This is a genomic window from Kitasatospora sp. NPDC056446 (assembly GCF_042796115.1).
Classification (GTDB): Bacteria; Actinomycetota; Actinomycetes; order Streptomycetales; family Streptomycetaceae; genus Kitasatospora.
This window is the reverse complement of the sequence record NZ_JBHTRF010000053.1, coordinates 45,216-60,159: the sequence shown is the minus strand read 5'-3', so window position 1 is coordinate 60,159 and position 14,944 is coordinate 45,216. Positions and strand designations below refer to the sequence as shown.

General features: G+C 71.9%; 13 protein-coding genes and 1 riboswitch. Of the genes, 9 read left to right on the top strand and 4 right to left on the bottom strand.

Going from position 1 to position 14,944, the window contains the following annotated elements; all coding sequences use genetic code 11:
• Positions 1 to 81: 81 nt before the first annotated feature.
• From glyA to gcvT, 3 genes are all read right to left on the bottom strand, one after another.
• Positions 82 to 1,362: a serine hydroxymethyltransferase gene (gene glyA, locus ACFQ6N_RS27930; RefSeq protein ID WP_380654600.1), complete on the bottom strand. Its 1,281-nt coding sequence runs from the start codon at positions 1,360 to 1,362 to the stop codon at positions 82 to 84.
• 98 nt (positions 1,363 to 1,460) lie between these two features.
• The gene (gene gcvH / locus ACFQ6N_RS27925) at positions 1,461 to 1,835 is read right to left on the bottom strand and encodes a glycine cleavage system protein GcvH (RefSeq protein WP_380654597.1); all 375 of its coding nucleotides are present in this window, start codon (positions 1,833 to 1,835) and stop codon (positions 1,461 to 1,463) included.
• Between the two features lie 99 nt (positions 1,836 to 1,934).
• Positions 1,935 to 3,056 (bottom strand): glycine cleavage system aminomethyltransferase GcvT, encoded by a 1,122-nt coding sequence (gene gcvT, locus ACFQ6N_RS27920; RefSeq protein ID WP_380654594.1) that lies wholly within the window; start codon positions 3,054 to 3,056, stop codon positions 1,935 to 1,937.
• Between the two features lie 231 nt (positions 3,057 to 3,287).
• Positions 3,288 to 3,391, bottom strand: a riboswitch (glycine riboswitch).
• 207 nt (positions 3,392 to 3,598) lie between these two features.
• Between gcvT and ACFQ6N_RS27915 the strand changes: the two genes are divergently transcribed.
• From ACFQ6N_RS27915 to ACFQ6N_RS27880, 8 genes are all read left to right on the top strand, one after another.
• Positions 3,599 to 4,402, top strand: a complete 804-nt coding sequence (locus ACFQ6N_RS27915; protein ID WP_380654591.1) for an enhanced serine sensitivity protein SseB C-terminal domain-containing protein — start codon at positions 3,599 to 3,601, stop codon at positions 4,400 to 4,402.
• A 116-nt stretch (positions 4,403 to 4,518) separates the two neighbouring features.
• Entirely contained in the window at positions 4,519 to 5,460 is a 942-nt protein-coding gene (locus tag ACFQ6N_RS27910) for an enhanced serine sensitivity protein SseB C-terminal domain-containing protein (RefSeq protein ID WP_380654588.1), read from the top strand.
• A 464-nt stretch (positions 5,461 to 5,924) separates the two neighbouring features.
• Positions 5,925 to 6,914: an ABC transporter permease gene (locus ACFQ6N_RS27905; RefSeq protein ID WP_380654585.1), complete on the top strand. Its 990-nt coding sequence runs from the start codon at positions 5,925 to 5,927 to the stop codon at positions 6,912 to 6,914.
• 52 nt (positions 6,915 to 6,966) lie between these two features.
• A complete protein-coding gene (locus ACFQ6N_RS27900; protein WP_380654582.1) occupies positions 6,967 to 8,730 on the top strand; it encodes an ABC transporter substrate-binding protein in 1,764 nt (587 codons plus the stop codon).
• Positions 8,731 to 8,829: 99 nt separating this feature from the next.
• On the top strand, positions 8,830 to 9,840 hold the full coding sequence (locus ACFQ6N_RS27895) for an ABC transporter permease (protein WP_380654579.1): 1,011 nt from the start codon (positions 8,830 to 8,832) through the stop codon (positions 9,838 to 9,840).
• Entirely contained in the window at positions 9,837 to 10,907 is a 1,071-nt protein-coding gene (locus tag ACFQ6N_RS27890) for an ABC transporter ATP-binding protein (protein WP_380654575.1), read from the top strand. Before ACFQ6N_RS27895 ends, ACFQ6N_RS27890 begins: the two co-directional genes overlap by 4 nt.
• A 34-nt stretch (positions 10,908 to 10,941) precedes the next feature.
• The gene (locus ACFQ6N_RS27885; protein WP_380654572.1) at positions 10,942 to 12,024 is read left to right on the top strand and encodes an ABC transporter ATP-binding protein; all 1,083 of its coding nucleotides are present in this window, start codon (positions 10,942 to 10,944) and stop codon (positions 12,022 to 12,024) included.
• A gap of 102 nt (positions 12,025 to 12,126) precedes the next feature.
• Entirely contained in the window at positions 12,127 to 12,786 is a 660-nt protein-coding gene (locus tag ACFQ6N_RS27880; protein WP_380654569.1) for a trimeric intracellular cation channel family protein, read from the top strand.
• Here the strand turns inward: ACFQ6N_RS27880 and ACFQ6N_RS27875 are convergent.
• Positions 12,692 to 13,513, bottom strand: a complete 822-nt coding sequence (locus tag ACFQ6N_RS27875; RefSeq protein WP_380654566.1) for an IclR family transcriptional regulator — start codon at positions 13,511 to 13,513, stop codon at positions 12,692 to 12,694. The two genes, ACFQ6N_RS27880 and ACFQ6N_RS27875, sit on opposite strands and share 95 nt — an antisense overlap.
• A 223-nt stretch (positions 13,514 to 13,736) precedes the next feature.
• On the opposite strand from ACFQ6N_RS27875, the gene ACFQ6N_RS27870 reads away from it, so the two are divergent.
• Positions 13,737 to 14,918 carry a cysteine desulfurase family protein gene (locus ACFQ6N_RS27870; protein ID WP_380654563.1) on the top strand — a complete coding sequence of 394 codons (1,182 nt, stop codon included), beginning with the start codon at positions 13,737 to 13,739 and terminating at the stop codon, positions 14,916 to 14,918.
• The last annotated feature ends 26 nt before the right edge of the window (positions 14,919 to 14,944 follow it).

Genomic DNA, 14,944 nt, shown 5'->3' with positions numbered 1-14,944 from the left:
CGGGGCCCGGGGGCCCGCGGGGCGCGGGGGGGGTGTGGCGGGACACCTGCCGGCGGGGCCCGCGGGCCCGGCCGGACGGGACTACTCCTGGCCGGCCAGGTTCGGGTACAGCGGGTACTTGTCGGCGAGGGCGGTGACGCGGGCCTTCAGCGCGGCGGCGACGGTCTCGTCGAAGGCGGGCTTGAGCGCCTCGGCGATGATGTCGGCGACCTCGCGGAAGTCCTCGGCCCGGAAGCCGCGGGTGGCCAGGGCCGGGGTGCCGATGCGCAGGCCGGAGGTGACCATCGGCGGGCGCGGGTCGTTCGGGACCGCGTTGCGGTTGACGGTGATGCCGACCTCGTGCAGCCGGTCCTCGGCCTGCTGGCCATCGAGCCGGCTGTTGCGCAGGTCGACCAGGACCAGGTGGACGTCGGTGCCACCGGAGAGCACGGACGCGCCGGCCTCGGCGACGTCGGCCCGCAGCAGGCGCTCGGCGAGGATCCGCGCGCCGTCGAGGGTGCGCTGCTGGCGCTCCTTGAACTCCTCCGTGGCGGCGACCTTGAAGGCGACCGCCTTGCCGGCGATCACGTGCTCCAGCGGGCCGCCCTGCTGGCCGGGGAAGACCGCGGAGTTGATCTTCTTGGCGTACTCGGCCTTGGACAGGATGACGCCGCCGCGCGGGCCGCCCAGGGTCTTGTGGGTCGTGGTGGTGACCACGTCCGCGTAGGGCACCGGGTTCGGGTGCAGCCCGGCGGCCACCAGGCCGGCGAAGTGCGCCATGTCCACCATGAGCAGCGCGCCGACCTCGTCGGCGATCCGGCGGAACGCGGCGAAGTCCAGCTGGCGCGGGTAGGCGGACCAGCCGGCGATGATCAGCTTCGGCTGGTGCTCCTTGGCGAGGCGCTCGACCTCGGCCATGTCGACCTGGCCGGTCTTCTCGTCCACGTGGTACGCGGCCACGTTGTAGAGCTTGCCGGAGAAGTTGATCTTCATGCCGTGGGTCAGGTGGCCGCCGTGGGCCAGGCTCAGGCCCAGGATGGTGTCGCCCGGCTGGATCAGCGCGAACATCGCGGCGGCGTTGGCCTGCGCGCCGGAGTGCGGCTGGACGTTGGCGTGCTCGGCGCCGAACAGGGCCTTGATCCGGTCGATCGCGATCTGCTCGACCACGTCGACGTGCTCGCAGCCGCCGTAGTAGCGGCGGCCGGGGTAGCCCTCGGCGTACTTGTTGGTGAGTACCGAGCCCTGGGCCTCCATGACCGCCACCGGGGCGAAGTTCTCGGAGGCGATCATCTCCAGGGTGGTCTGCTGGCGGTGCAGCTCGGCGTCGACCGCAGCGGCGATCTCCGGGTCGAGGGCGTGCAGGGACTGGTTCAGAACCGTCATGGTGGGGTCTTCCCGGGAGGAGGAGGGAAAGAGGAGGGGAGGGGCCGGGCCGAGCGGGGGCGGGCCGCGGTGCCGCGGCCCGCCCGGTCACGAACGGGTCAGGCCTTGATGAAGGCGTTGTACTCGTCGGCGCTGAGCAGCTTGCCGGCGGACTCGACCTTCACCTTGAACAGCCAGCCGCCCTCGAAGGGGGCGCTGTTGACCAGGCCGTTGTCGTCCAGGACGTCCTGGTTGACCTCGGTGATCTCACCGGTCACCGGCGAGTACAGGTCGCTGACCGACTTGGTGGACTCCAGCTCGCCGCAGGTCTCGCCGGCGGTCACGGTCTCGCCGACCTCGGGCAGCTGCACGTAGACGATGTCACCGAGCGCGTCCGCGGCGTGCTGGGTGATGCCGATCGTGGAGACACCGTCCACGGCGGCGGTCAGCCACTCGTGCTCCTCGGTGTACTGAAGGTGCTGGGGGTTGCTCATGGCGTCATTCTCCAGGATGGGAAGCGGGTACGACGAAGCGGGCCGCGGCGCGGACGGCCGCGACGTGCGTGGATGGGAAAACCGGGGCCCCGGGCAGGCTCAGCGGGCGCGCTTGTAGAACGGCAGCGCCACGACCCGGACCGGCTCGTGCTTGCCGCGCACGTCCACCGCGACGGTGGTGCCGGGGGCGGCGTGGGCCGCGTCGACGTAGGCCATCGCGATCGGCCGGCCCAGCGTCGGGGAGGGCGCGCCCGAGGTGATCCGGCCGATCGGGGCGCCGTCGGCGGAGACCACGGTGTACTCGGCGCGCGGGACGCGCTTGCCCTCCGAGACCAGGCCGACCAGCACCCGCGGCGGGTTGGCCTCGGCAGCGGCCGAGGCCTGCTCCAGCGCCTTGCGGCCGACGAAGGCGCCCTCGTTGGTGGTCTTGTCGAAGTGGACGACCCGGCCCAGGCCCGCGTCGAACGGGGTGAGGTCGGTGGACAGCTCGTGCCCGTACAGCGGCATGCCCGCCTCCAGGCGCAGCGTGTCACGGCAGGACAGACCGCACGGGATCAGGCCGCGGCCCTCGCCGGCGGCGGTCAGCGCCTGCCAGACCGGCTCGGCGTCGGCCGGGGCGCAGAAGATCTCGAAGCCGTCCTCGCCGGTGTAGCCGGTGCGGGCGAGCAGCACCTCGCGGTCGGCCACCCGGGCCGGGAGGATCGCGTAGTACTTCAGGCCGGGCAGGTCGGCGTCGGTGGTGTCGGCCAGGATCGCGGTGGACTCGGGGCCCTGGACGGCGATCAGCGCGTAGGTGTCGCGGTCGTCGGTGACGACGGCGTCGAAGCCCTTGGCGCGGGCGATCAGCTCGTCGAGGACCAGCTGGGCGTTGGAGGCGTTGGCGACGACCAGGAAGGCGTCCTCGCGCAGGCGGTAGACGATCAGGTCGTCCAGGATGCCGCCGTCCTCGGCGCAGATCATGGTGTAGCGGGCGCGCAGCACACCGAGCGCGGAGACGAAGCCGACCAGCGCGTGGTCCAGCATCTCGCCGGCCTGCGGGCCGGTGACGGTGATCTCGCCCATGTGGGAGAGGTCGAACAGGCCGGCCTTGGTACGGACGGCGAGGTGCTCCTCGCGCTCGCTGCCGTACCGCAGCGGCATGTCCCAGCCGGCGAAGTCGGTCATGGTCGCGCCGAGGGCGCGGTGCAGCGCGTCGAGCGCGGTCAGGCGGAGGGACGACATGGCCAGGAACTCCTCGGTCGGGGCACTCAGGGGTGCGCGCACCGGACCGGACCCGCTCGGGGACCGACCCCTGCGCGCGGGCATGCGGCGGCGTGGGTCTCCCCATCTGTCGTCGAACCTGAGAGCTTCACCGCCCGCCGGCCCACAGCTGTTTCCAGCATCGGGGACAGCATGGCGGCTTGCACCGTGGGTGGGCGCGCGACCGGGCCGCGCGCCGCTTTCCAGATGTGCCTAACCCGTGCGGTAGGGGTGCCTGAGAGATTCCGGGGAGGACTTGCTCCTTCGGCGCCGGCTGTACCGACCTGCGGTACTCCGGGCTCTCCCGCGCGGGTTCGAGCGGCCGGTATGGAGTTGTGGGGCCCGCGGCGCATGCCGTCGGACGCGCACATCATGGCACGTCCCGCGCGAGGAGGGGAGAGGGGACCCGGTCACACCGTCCGGTACCGGACGCGGGCCCCCGGCCCGACCGTCCACGGCCCTAGACTGCTCCGCGTCGGCGCAGCAGAGGGCGGCCGACCGGCAGAGGGCGGAATCGGCGGCGCATGGGGTACCCGGTGGAGCAGCAGCAGGGGTGGGGCGGTCCGGAGCAGGCGCCGGCGGGCGGGTCGTGGCCCGCCAACGAGCTGGAGCAGGTACTGACCGCGGCCCTGGGCGACCCGGGGGCGACGCCGCGGGTGATCGAGGTGCTGGCCCGCAGTCAGGTGTGGGTGCCGCTGCCGGCCGGGGGCGACCCGCAGGGGCAGTCGCTGGACCTGCCGGTCATCGAGCTGGCCGGCGACCCGTACGTGCCGGTGTTCTCCTCGCAGGACGTGTTCCTCCAGCAGGCGCCGGGGATGGCGTTCGCGATCGCGCCGGTCCGCGAGTTCGCCCGCGGGCTGCCGCTGGGCGTGGGGATCGCGGTGAACCCCGAGGCGGCGGTGGGCATCCCGGTGCCGCCGCAGGGCGTGGCCGAACTGCTCCGCGGCCCGAGGGACGACCGGTGGGAGGCCCCGGAGGACCCGGCGGCGCCGACCGGCGGCCGGGTGGCGCTGCGCGAGCCGGTGCCGGGCGAGGACCCGGAGCACTTCCTGGCCGCCTGCCGGGCCGAACTGTCGGCCCTTCCCGGGGTGCTGACCGCCCGCAGGGCACTGGCCAGCATCGAGGGCGAGCCGACCGTGATGTTCGTGGGCGTCCAACTGGACCCGGCGGCTCCGGCGGACCCGGCGGCGGTGAACGACGCGCTCGGCCGAGCACTGGGAACCGCGCCGCTGCCCGGAGGCGTCCACCTCGTACTGCTCGACCTCGCCGACGACCCGGTGGTCGAGTGGCTGCTCACCCGGGTCATGCCCTTCTACTCACGGGTGTGAGCGGGGTCTGTTCGTAGGCACGTCGCCGTGGCGGTGGCCGGTGCCGCGCCATAGGGTGCGTGCAGACGGCCGACGGGCCGGCGGGTTCGAGGAAAGAGGCGCGGCGAGGTGGGCGCATGAGTGCGGGAACGGGAGCGGGCGGTGTGCCGGGGCCCTGGGGCCAGGCACCGGCCGGGCACCCGGGAGCGGATCCGGGCGCGTTGGAGCACGCCCTGCGCGAGGTCGCGCCGGAGCGCTACGACGCGTACGAGCGGCTGCTGCACGCGCTGGCGGACGGCCGGGTCTGGATGCTGCTCTGGCACGGCACACCGGGCAGTGCGGACGCGCAGTACGGGAACATGGAGATCAGCGGCCACGGCTACGCGCCGGCCGTCACCTCGCCCGAGCAACTGGCCGCCTCCGGCTGGGGGCGGGCGCACGAGGTCATCTCCGGCCGGGAGATCGCCGCCTCGCTGTACCGCACCCGCTGGGGCCTGTGGCTGAACCCGCACGCGCCCGGCGGCGGCGTCGGCGTGCCCTGGGCTGACCTGCGGCGGATCGCCGCGGGGCTGGACCGGCTGCCGGCCGGGCCGTTGAAGCTGAGCGAGCCGCAGGTCGACGCCCAGCAGTTCTTCGCGCTGCTGGAGCGCCAGGCCGGTGAGGTGCGGGCCGTCCGGGCGCTGCGCCGGGCCTGGGTGCAGCCGGCGGTGGGGGAGCCGTACCTGGCGATCGGCCTGGACCTGTACGAGAGTTCGCCGCCGGCGGTGGAGGCGGTGCGCGCGCTGATGCAGCGGGCGATCGGGGTGGCCCCGGAGGGGCTCGCGGTGTCCACGGTGGCGATGTCGGACGAGTACGACCCGGTGGCGCTGTGGATGCGCGCCAACTCGCGGCCGTTCTTCGACCGGGAGTCCGGCCGGCCGCCGACCGGCCCGTACCCGCCGGTGCCGCCGCCCGCGTACCCGGCGCAGTCGATGCCCGGGCAGCCGACCCCGGGGTGGGCCTACGGCACGCAGCCGCCCGCGCAGGGCTGGCAGCAGCAGCAGCCCCAGCGGCCGTGGCCCGGCTACCCCGGGCGCTGATTCCGAAACGCGTGTTCGGCCCAAACCGCTTCCATGAAGCCGACTTGACCCCTGGTCAGGTCGGCTTCGATGCTTTCCGGACGAATTTCCGGATAGGGTGCCCGGTCATCTTGACATGCCTGTTACAGCCGTGTGAAGAGGTATATGCCGAAGACCGGAGACGTGCATGCTTGCAGATCACAGTTGGGCATCTGTCGGTTGTCAGGGCTGGCGTAAGCCAGTTCGCATGGCAGAGAGTTCTGCGCAACGCACCGCGCGTACTGGAACCCCACAAAGGTGAGCGCGCACGCCGACCCGCTCGTCCACGCGAAGCCCATCCCGCGTGACGGCAGTGCCCAGTGCACGTCGTACTGCCGCGAACACCCGCTCCTCCTAAGCACCTTTCGCACGTCCGCAGCCGCACCGCCGAAGCCGGCGACCGGCACCCGTGGGCCGGCCACCGTCGGCGAGGGGACCAACTGACCATGACCGCATCCGTGACCACCGCCGGGAACGAACCGGAGGCTCCCGCCGCCGAGAGCCCGGCCAAGACGATCGAGGGACGCTCCCTCGGACAGATCGCCTGGACCCGCCTCAAGCGGGACAAGGCCGCCGTCATCGGCGGCGTCGTGGTGATCCTGCTGATCCTGCTCGCCGTGCTGGCCAAGCCGATCGAGGGGCTGTTCGGGCTCGACCCGGACGCCCTGCACCAGGACCTGCTCGACGCCGACCTGGGCGGGATCCCGTTCGGCGACTGGGGCGGGATGAGCCTGGACCACCCGCTCGGCGTCGACCCGGGAACGGGCCGCGACCTGCTCTCGCGAGTGATCGAGGGCTCCTGGGTCTCGCTGCTGGTCGCCTTCGCCGCGACCCTGCTGTCCAACACGATCGGCACCGTGCTCGGCGTCATGGCCGGCTACTACGGCGGCTGGGTGGACACGCTGATCAGCCGCGTCATGGACGTCTTCCTCGCCTTCCCGCTGCTGCTGTTCGCGATCGCGATCTCCACCTCGCTGCAGGGCGGCGCGTTCGGCCTGCACGGCCTCCCGCTGCACATGCTGGTGCTGATCTTCGTGATCGGCTTCTTCAACTGGCCCTACATGGGCCGGATCGTGCGCGGACAGACGCTGTCGCTGCGCGAGCGGGAGTTCGTCCACGCCGCCCGCAGCCTGGGCGCCCGCGGCCCGTTCATCCTGTTCCGGGAGCTGCTGCCGAACCTGGTCGGTCCGATCCTGGTCTACTCGACCCTGCTGATCCCGACCAACATCCTCTTCGAGGCCGGACTGAGCTTCCTGGGCGTCGGCATCCAGCCCCCGCAGGCCTCCTGGGGCGGCATGCTCCAGGACGCGATCAAGTACTACCAGGTGGACCCCCAGTACATGGTGGTCCCCGGCGTGGCGATCTTCATCACCGTGCTCGCCTTCAACCTGCTCGGCGACGGGCTGCGCGACGCCCTCGATCCCAAGAGCAACTGACCCTCCGTCAGAACCCTCCCTCCTCCATCTCCTCAAGGGGTTGATGTCACCCATGCGCAGGTCCCGTACCGTCGCCCTGACCGCGGCGGCCGCCGCCGCCGTCCTGGTCGTCACCGGCTGTTCCGACACCAAGGGCGCCTCGTCCTCCTCCTCGTCCGCGAGCGGCTCCGGTGGAGCCGACGCGGCCACCAAGGGCATCGTCAACGCCTCCGACAAGAAGGGCGGGACGGTCACCTACGAGATGAAGGGCGCCCCGGACTCCTTCGACCCGGGCAACACGTACTACGCCTACATCTACAACTTCTCGCGCCTGTACGCGCGCCCGCTGACCACCTTCACGCCGGCCCCCGGCGCGGAGGGCAACAAGCTGGCCCCGGACCTCGCCGAGTCCCTGGGCAAGCCCAGCGCGGACGGCCTGACCTGGACGTACAAGCTGCGGGCGGGCCTGAAGTACGACGACGGCACCGCGATCACCTCGAAGGACGTCAAGTACGCCGTCGAGCGCTCGAACTTCGCGCCGGACGTGAACTCCAACGGCCCGACGTACTTCCACGACCTGCTGGTCGACAACGACACCCCGTACGCCGGTCCGTACAAGGACAAGGAGGGGGGCCTGAAGTCGATCGAGACGCCGGACGACACGACCGTCGTCTTCCACCTGAAGCACCCCTTCGCGGACTTCGACTACCTGGTCAGCGCCCCGCAGACGGCCCCCGTCCCGCAGGCCAAGGACGACGGCTCCGGCTACGTGAAGCACATCGTCTCCTCGGGCTCCTACAAGTTCGAGACCTACGAGGACGGCAAGGGCCTCACCCTGGTCCCGAACACCAACTGGGACAAGAGCACCGACCCGCTGCGCAAGCAGCTCGCGGACAAGATCGTGCTCAAGATGGGCATGGAGCAGTCCACCATCGACAAGGACCTGATCGCGGGCAACGCCCAGGTCGACCTCGTCGGCGGCGGTGTCGACCCGCAGACCCAGGCCCAGATCCTGCAGAACCCGAAGCTCAAGGCCAACACCGACAGCGCCTACGGCGGCCGGCTGACCTACGTCGCGATCAACTCCCAGCTGGCTCCGTTCGACAACATCGAGTGCCGCAAGGCCGTCCAGTTCGCCCTCGACAAGGTCTCCACGCAGACCACGATGGGCGGCCCGATCCGCGGCCAGATCGCCAACACCGTGCTCCCGCCGGACATCGCCGGCCACCAGGACTTCAACGTCTGGGAGACCAAGGACAACAAGGGTGACGAGGCCAAGGCCAAGGACGCCCTGAAGGCCTGCAACAAGCCGGACGGCTTCAGCACCGTGATCTCCGCCCGCACCGAGCGCGACACCGAGGTCCAGGCGGCCACCGCGATCCAGGCCGCGCTGAAGAAGATCAACATCAACGTCGAGATCCAGAAGTACCCGCAGGGCAAGTACTTCTCCGGCTCCGCCGGTGTGCCGCAGTTCGGCAAGGACCACAACATCGGCCTGATGATGATGCAGTGGGGCGCCGACTGGCCGACCGGCTACGGCTTCCTGCAGCAGATCTCCGACGGCCGCGCCATCAAGGACACCGGCAACAGCAACCTCGCCCAGCTGAACGACCCCGAGGTCAACAAGCTGCTGGACGACGCCATCACCAGCACGGACCAGTCGGCCCGCGAGAAGATCTACGGCCAGATCGACAAGAAGATCATGGAGCAGGCGGTCTACGTCCCGCTGACCTACAACAAGGTCTTCCTGTACCGCCCGGACAGCGCCACCAACGTGGTGTCCACCTCGGCCTTCTCGGGTGAGTACGACTACCTGAACATCGGCTCCTCCAAGTAAAGAGCCTGGCTCCGCATCCCTGAAGGCAGGTGAAGGCAGCGGCGCCCGCCGCCGTCCGGAAGATCCCGGACGGCGGCGGGCCGCCGGAGCCGCCCAACTGTGTTTGCCTACATCATCCGCAGGATCCTCGCGGCGGTCGTTCTGCTGCTGGTCGTCAGCGCGGTCACCTTCGCGATCTTCTTCCTGCTCCCGCGCCTCGCCGGCCAGACGGCCGACCAACTGGCCGCGCAGTACATCGGGAAGAACCCGTCCCCCGAGGCCATTGAGGCGGTCAAGAAGAACCTCAGGCTGGACCAGCCGCTGTACTCGCAGTACTGGGACTTCCTGAAGGGCCTGGTCAGCGGCGCCGAGTACAACTTCGGCCCGGAACCGGCCACCTGCCACGTCCCGTGCTTCGGCTACTCCTTCAAGAACCACCTGGAGGTCTGGCCCGAGCTCACCAAGCGGATCCCGATCACGCTCTCGCTGGCCGTCGGCGCGGCCGTACTCTGGCTGGTCTCCGGCGTCGCCACCGGCGTCGTCTCGGCCCTCAAGCCGCGCTCGATCTTCGACCGGGCCGCCATGGGCGTCGCCCTCGCCGGCGTCTCGCTCCCGGTCTTCTTCACCGGCGCGCTGCTGCTCACGCTCTTCAGCTACCAGTGGCCGATCCTGGACAACCTGCAGTACGTCGACTTCACCGACGACCCGCTGATGTGGGCCCGCAACCTGATCCTCCCCTGGATCTCGCTCGCCTTCCTCTACTCCGCGCTCTACGCCCGGCTCACCCGCGCCGGAATGCTGGAGACCATGAGCGAGGACTACATCCGCACCGCCCGGGCCAAGGGCCTGGTCGAGCGCAAGGTCGTCACCCGGCACGGGCTGCGCGCCGCGCTCACCCCGATCATCACCATCTTCGGCATGGACCTCGGCCTGCTGCTCGGCGGTGCGCTGATCACCGAACAGGTCTTCTCGCTCCAGGGCGTCGGCCAGTTCGCCGTCCAGGCGATCGCCGACAACGACCTGCCGAAGATCCTCGGCGTCACGCTGCTCGCCGCCTTCTTCATCGTCGCCTGCAACCTCGTGGTCGACCTCCTGTACGCCCTCGTCGACCCCCGCGTGAGGCTCTCGTGACCGAGCTCCAGAAGACCACGGCAGCCGCCGCCCAGGCCCCGGACGGCGACCCCTACCTCTCCGTGCGCGACCTGCGGATCCACTTCGACACCGACGACGGCCTCGTCCGCTCGGTCGACGGGGTCAGCTTCGACCTGCACAAGGGCCGCACCCTGGGCATCGTCGGCGAGTCCGGCTCCGGGAAGTCCGTCACCTCGCTGGGCATCATGGGCCTGCACCGCTCCAAGCGGGCCCGGATCAGCGGCGAGATCCGCCTGGGCGGCGAGGACCTGATCGCGGCCGGCCCCGAGCGGGTGCGCCAACTGCGCGGCCGCGAACTGGCGATGATCTTCCAGGACCCGCTGACCGCGATGCACCCCTACTACACGGTGGGCGCGCAGATCGTCGAGGCCTACCGGGTGCACCACCCGCAGGCCACCAAGAAGCAGGCCCGGACCCGCGCCGTCGAGATGCTCGACCGGGTCGGCATCCCGCAGCCCGACCGCCGGGTCGACGACTACCCGCACCAGTTCTCCGGCGGCATGCGCCAGCGCGCGATGATCGCCATGGCCCTGGTCAACGACCCCTCCCTGCTGATCGCCGACGAGCCCACCACCGCCCTGGACGTCACCGTCCAGGCGCAGATCCTGGACCTCATCCGCGACCTCCAGGACGAGTTCGGCTCCGCCGTCATCATCATCACCCACGACCTGGGAGTGGTCGCCGAACTGGCCGACGACATCCTCGTCATGTACGGCGGGAAGTGCGTCGAGCGCGGCCCGGCCGAGACCCTCTTCGACTCCCCCGAACACCCGTACACCTGGGGGCTGCTGGGCTCGATGCCGCGCCTGGACCGGGAACTCCAGGACCGGCTCGTCCCGGTCAAGGGCACCCCGCCCAGCCTGATCAACGTGCCCAGCGGCTGCGCCTTCCACCCGCGCTGCCCGTACGCCGCCCTGACCGGCGGGCGCTCCACGGGAGAGATCCCGGTGCTGGCCGAGGCCGCGCCCGGGCACTTCGCGGCCTGCCACCTGCCGGCCGACGAGCGGCACCGCATCTTCGCCGAAGAGATCGCGCCCCGGCTGTGAGCCCGGCCCCGTACCACCCCTCTGGAGAGAACCGATGACGGACACCCAGGCGGCAACGCCCCGCCCCGAGGAAGCCGACGGGGCCGCGCCCGCGCCCGCCTCCGGCCGCGAGCCGCTGCTCAAGGTGACCGGCCTGACCCGGCACTTCCCGATCCGCAGCGGACTGCTGCGGCGTCAGACCGGCGCGGTGCGGGCCGTCGACGGCATCGACTTCACCGTCAACGCGGGGGAGACGCTCGGCGTCGTCGGCGAGTCCGGCTGCGGCAAGTCGACCATGGGTCGACTGGTCACCCGGCTCGACGAACCCACCGCCGGGACGATCGAGTTCGAAGGCACCGACATCACCCACCTGGGCGTCGGGGCGATGCGGCCGCTACGCCGCGACATCCAGATGATCTTCCAGGACCCGTACTCCTCGCTGAACCCCCGGCACACCGTCGGCACCATCGTCAGCGCGCCGTTCCGGCTCCAGAACGCGGTGCCGGAAGGCGGGACCAAGAAGGCCGTCCAGGAACTGCTGGAGCTCTGCGGCCTCAGCCCCGAGCACTACAACCGCTACCCGCACGAGTTCTCCGGCGGCCAGCGCCAGCGCATCGGCATCGCCCGGGCGCTCGCACTGCGGCCCAAGATGATCGTCGCGGACGAGCCGGTCTCCGCCCTCGACGTCTCGATCCAGGCGCAGGTGGTCAACCTGCTGGACGACCTCCAGCGGGAACTCGGCCTGACCTACCTGATCATCGCCCACGACCTCTCCGTGGTCCGGCACGTCTCGGACCGGGTCGCGGTGATGTACCTCGGCAAGGTCGTCGAGATCGCCGACCGGGACTCGCTCTACCGCAGCCCGATGCACCCGTACACCAACGCGCTGATGTCCGCCGTGCCCGTCCCCGACCCGCGCCGGCGCCAGCGCTCCGGACGCGAGCGGATCCTGCTCACCGGCGACGTGCCCTCGCCGATCGACCCGCCCAGCGGCTGCCGCTTCCGGACCCGCTGCTGGAAGGCGCAGGACGTCTGCGCCGCCCAGGAGCCGCCGCTGGTCGCGCTCAAGACCGGGCACCAGGTGGCGTGCCACTTCCCGGAGGGTGGAGCTGCGGACGAGGGGTCCGCGAAGGGCTGAACGGACCGGCACCGGCTCCACCGACGGGCTCCACCGACGGACACCGCCGTCGGTGGAGCCGGCGGCACCGGGCATCCCGGCTCATCGGGTACAAAGGGGACGGTGACCTCGCAGATCTTTCCCACCGACGTGCAGCAGTCGCTGGACCTCGTCGGCATCTTCGTCTTCGCCCTCTCCGGGGGCCTGCTCGCCGTCCGCAAGAACATGGACATCTTCGGCATCTGCGTGCTGGCGGAGGTCACCGCACTGGGCGGCGGGGTGATGCGCGACCTGGTGATCGGCGCGACCCCGGTCGCCGCCTTCACCAACCTCGGCTACTTCGTGACCCCGCTCGCCGCCGCCGGGGTGGTGTTCTTCCTGCACCCCGAGGTCGAGCGGATCAACCGGGCCGTGCAGACCCTGGACGCCCTCGGACTCGGGCTGTTCTGCGTCACCGGCACCGCCAAGGCGCACGACTACGGGCTCGGCGCGGTCGCCGCGATCGCGCTCGGCATGGTGACCGCGGCCGGCGGCGGCGTGATCCGCGACATCCTGGCCGGGGAGATCCCCTCGCTGCTGCGCTGGGACCGGGAGATCTACGCCGTCCCGGCCCTGGTCGGCGCCGCCCTGGTCGCGCTGCTGATCGGCGCGGACCGGCTCACCGGCCTCACCGGCACCGCCGCCGCGCTCACCGCCTTCGGCCTGCGGATGCTCGCCCTGCGGTACGGCTGGCGCGCCCCGCGGGCCTGGCACCGCAACGGTTCTCGCACCAGCGAGGAGTAGGCGAGCCGCCGTACGCGAGCGAGATCGCCTCCGCCGTGCAGAGCAGTTCCGGCACCATCCGGGCCAGCTCGGCCGGGGGCACCTCGCCCGCCGGGGCGCTCAGCGCACAGGCCGCGACCGTCCGCCCGCCGCTGCCCGCGACCGGCGCGGCCACGCAGGTCACCGGCTCCCGGTGCTCGGCGGACTCCGCGGCCCAGCCCCGGCGGCGCACCGCCGCCAGTTCGGCGTCCTCGGCGTCCCGGGTGTCGCGGGTGTCCCGGGTGTCCCGGGCGTCCTTGGCCGTTCCGTCGGCGTCGTCCGCGGGCAGCCCGGCCAGCAGCACCCGGCCGACCGCCGTACCGACCACCGGCGCCCGGCGCCCGATCCGGGACGGCTCGGCCGTCGACGGCGCGGCCACCTCGTCCAGGTAGAGCACCTCGCCGTCGTGCAGCACGGCGAGCCGGACGGTGTAGCCGCAGCGCGCGTTGAGCGCGGCCAGGAACGGCGCGGCGACCTGCCGGACGTCGAAGTCCTCCAGCGCCCGGTGCGCCAGCGAGAGCACCCGGCCGCCGAGGCGGTAGCGCAGATCGGGCTGGCGCCGGGCGAAGCCGTGCTCCTCCAGGGTGCGCAGCAGCCGCAGCGCGGTGGACTTGTGCACCCCGAGGCTGCTCGCGGCCTGTTCCAGCGAGAGCGGGGCGTCGCCGAGCGCGTCGAGCAGGGTCAGCGCGCGGTCGACCGACTGCGACATGGCGCCTCCCGTGGTGCCGGCTGAGAAGTGTCCGCCAGGCTAACCGCTGGTGGGCACGGTGGTACAAACCGGGACCGGACGCCGCCGTCCGGCATTGGTACAGACCAGTGCCCGCGCCCCGCACGGTCCGCACCCGCTCCCGTGCCCGAGGTGGCCGGAACGATGCGTACGGATGCGTAGGCCTGGATCACCCCACCCGGGCGCCCTCTACAATCGGATGGTTATGCCATACCTGGACCATGCGGCGACCACGCCGATGCTGCCCGAGGCGATCGCCGCGATGACGGCGCACCTGGGGGTGGTCGGCAACGCCTCCTCCCTGCACGCGGCCGGCCGCCGGGCCCGCCGGGTCGTCGAGGAGGCCCGCGAGTCGCTCGCCGAATCGCTGGGCGCCCGCCCCAGCGAGATCGTGCTCACCGGCGGCGGCACCGAGTCCGACAACCTCGCCGTCAAGGGCCTCTACTGGGCCCGCCGGGCCGCCGACCCGGCCCGCACCCGGGTGCTGTGCAGCCCCGTCGAGCACCACGCGGTGCTCGACGCCGTGCACTGGCTCTCCGAGCACGAGGGCGCCACCGTCGACTACCTGCCCGTCGACGCGTACGGCCGGGTGCACCCCGAGGTGCTGCGCGAGGCGATCGAGCAGGACCCGGCCTCGGTCGCGCTGGTCACCGTGATGTGGGCCAACAACGAGGTCGGCACCGTCCAGCCGGTCCGCGAACTCGCCGCCGTGGCAGCCGAGTACGGCATCCCGATGCACGCCGACGCGGTGCAGGCGCTCGGTCAGGTCCCGGTCTCCTTCGCCGAATCCGGACTCACCGCGCTCACCGTCACCGGGCACAAGATCGGCGGCCCGTTCGGCATCGGCGCCCTGCTGCTCTCCCGCGGCGCCGCGCCCGTCCCGCTGCTGCACGGCGGCGGACAGGAGCGCGACGTCCGCTCCGGCACCCTGGACGCCCCCGGCGCCGCCGGCTTCGCGGCCGCCACGGCCTGGGCCGTCCGGCACCGCGAGGAGCACGCGGTGACGCTCGGCGCGCTGCGCGACGAACTCGTGGCCGGCGTCCTGGCCGCCGTCCCCGACACGGTCCTCAACGGCGACCCGGCGGCCGGCGGCCGGCTGGCCGCCAACGCGCACTTCTCCTTCCCCGGCTGCGAGGGCGACGCCCTGCTGATGCTCCTCGACGCCCAGGGCATCGAGGCCTCCACCGGCTCCGCCTGCTCGGCCGGGGTGCCCCAGCCCAGCCACGTGCTGCTCGCGATGGGCGTCGACCCGCTGCAGGCCCGCGCCTCGCTGCGGTTCTCGCTCGGGCACACCTCGGTGCCGGAGGACGTCACGGCACTCGTCGAGGCCATCGGCCCGGTGGTCCAGCGGGCCCGCAACGCCGGTCTGGCATCGGTACGGCGGTAGCCCCCGCGGTTCCTCCCGTACGGGGC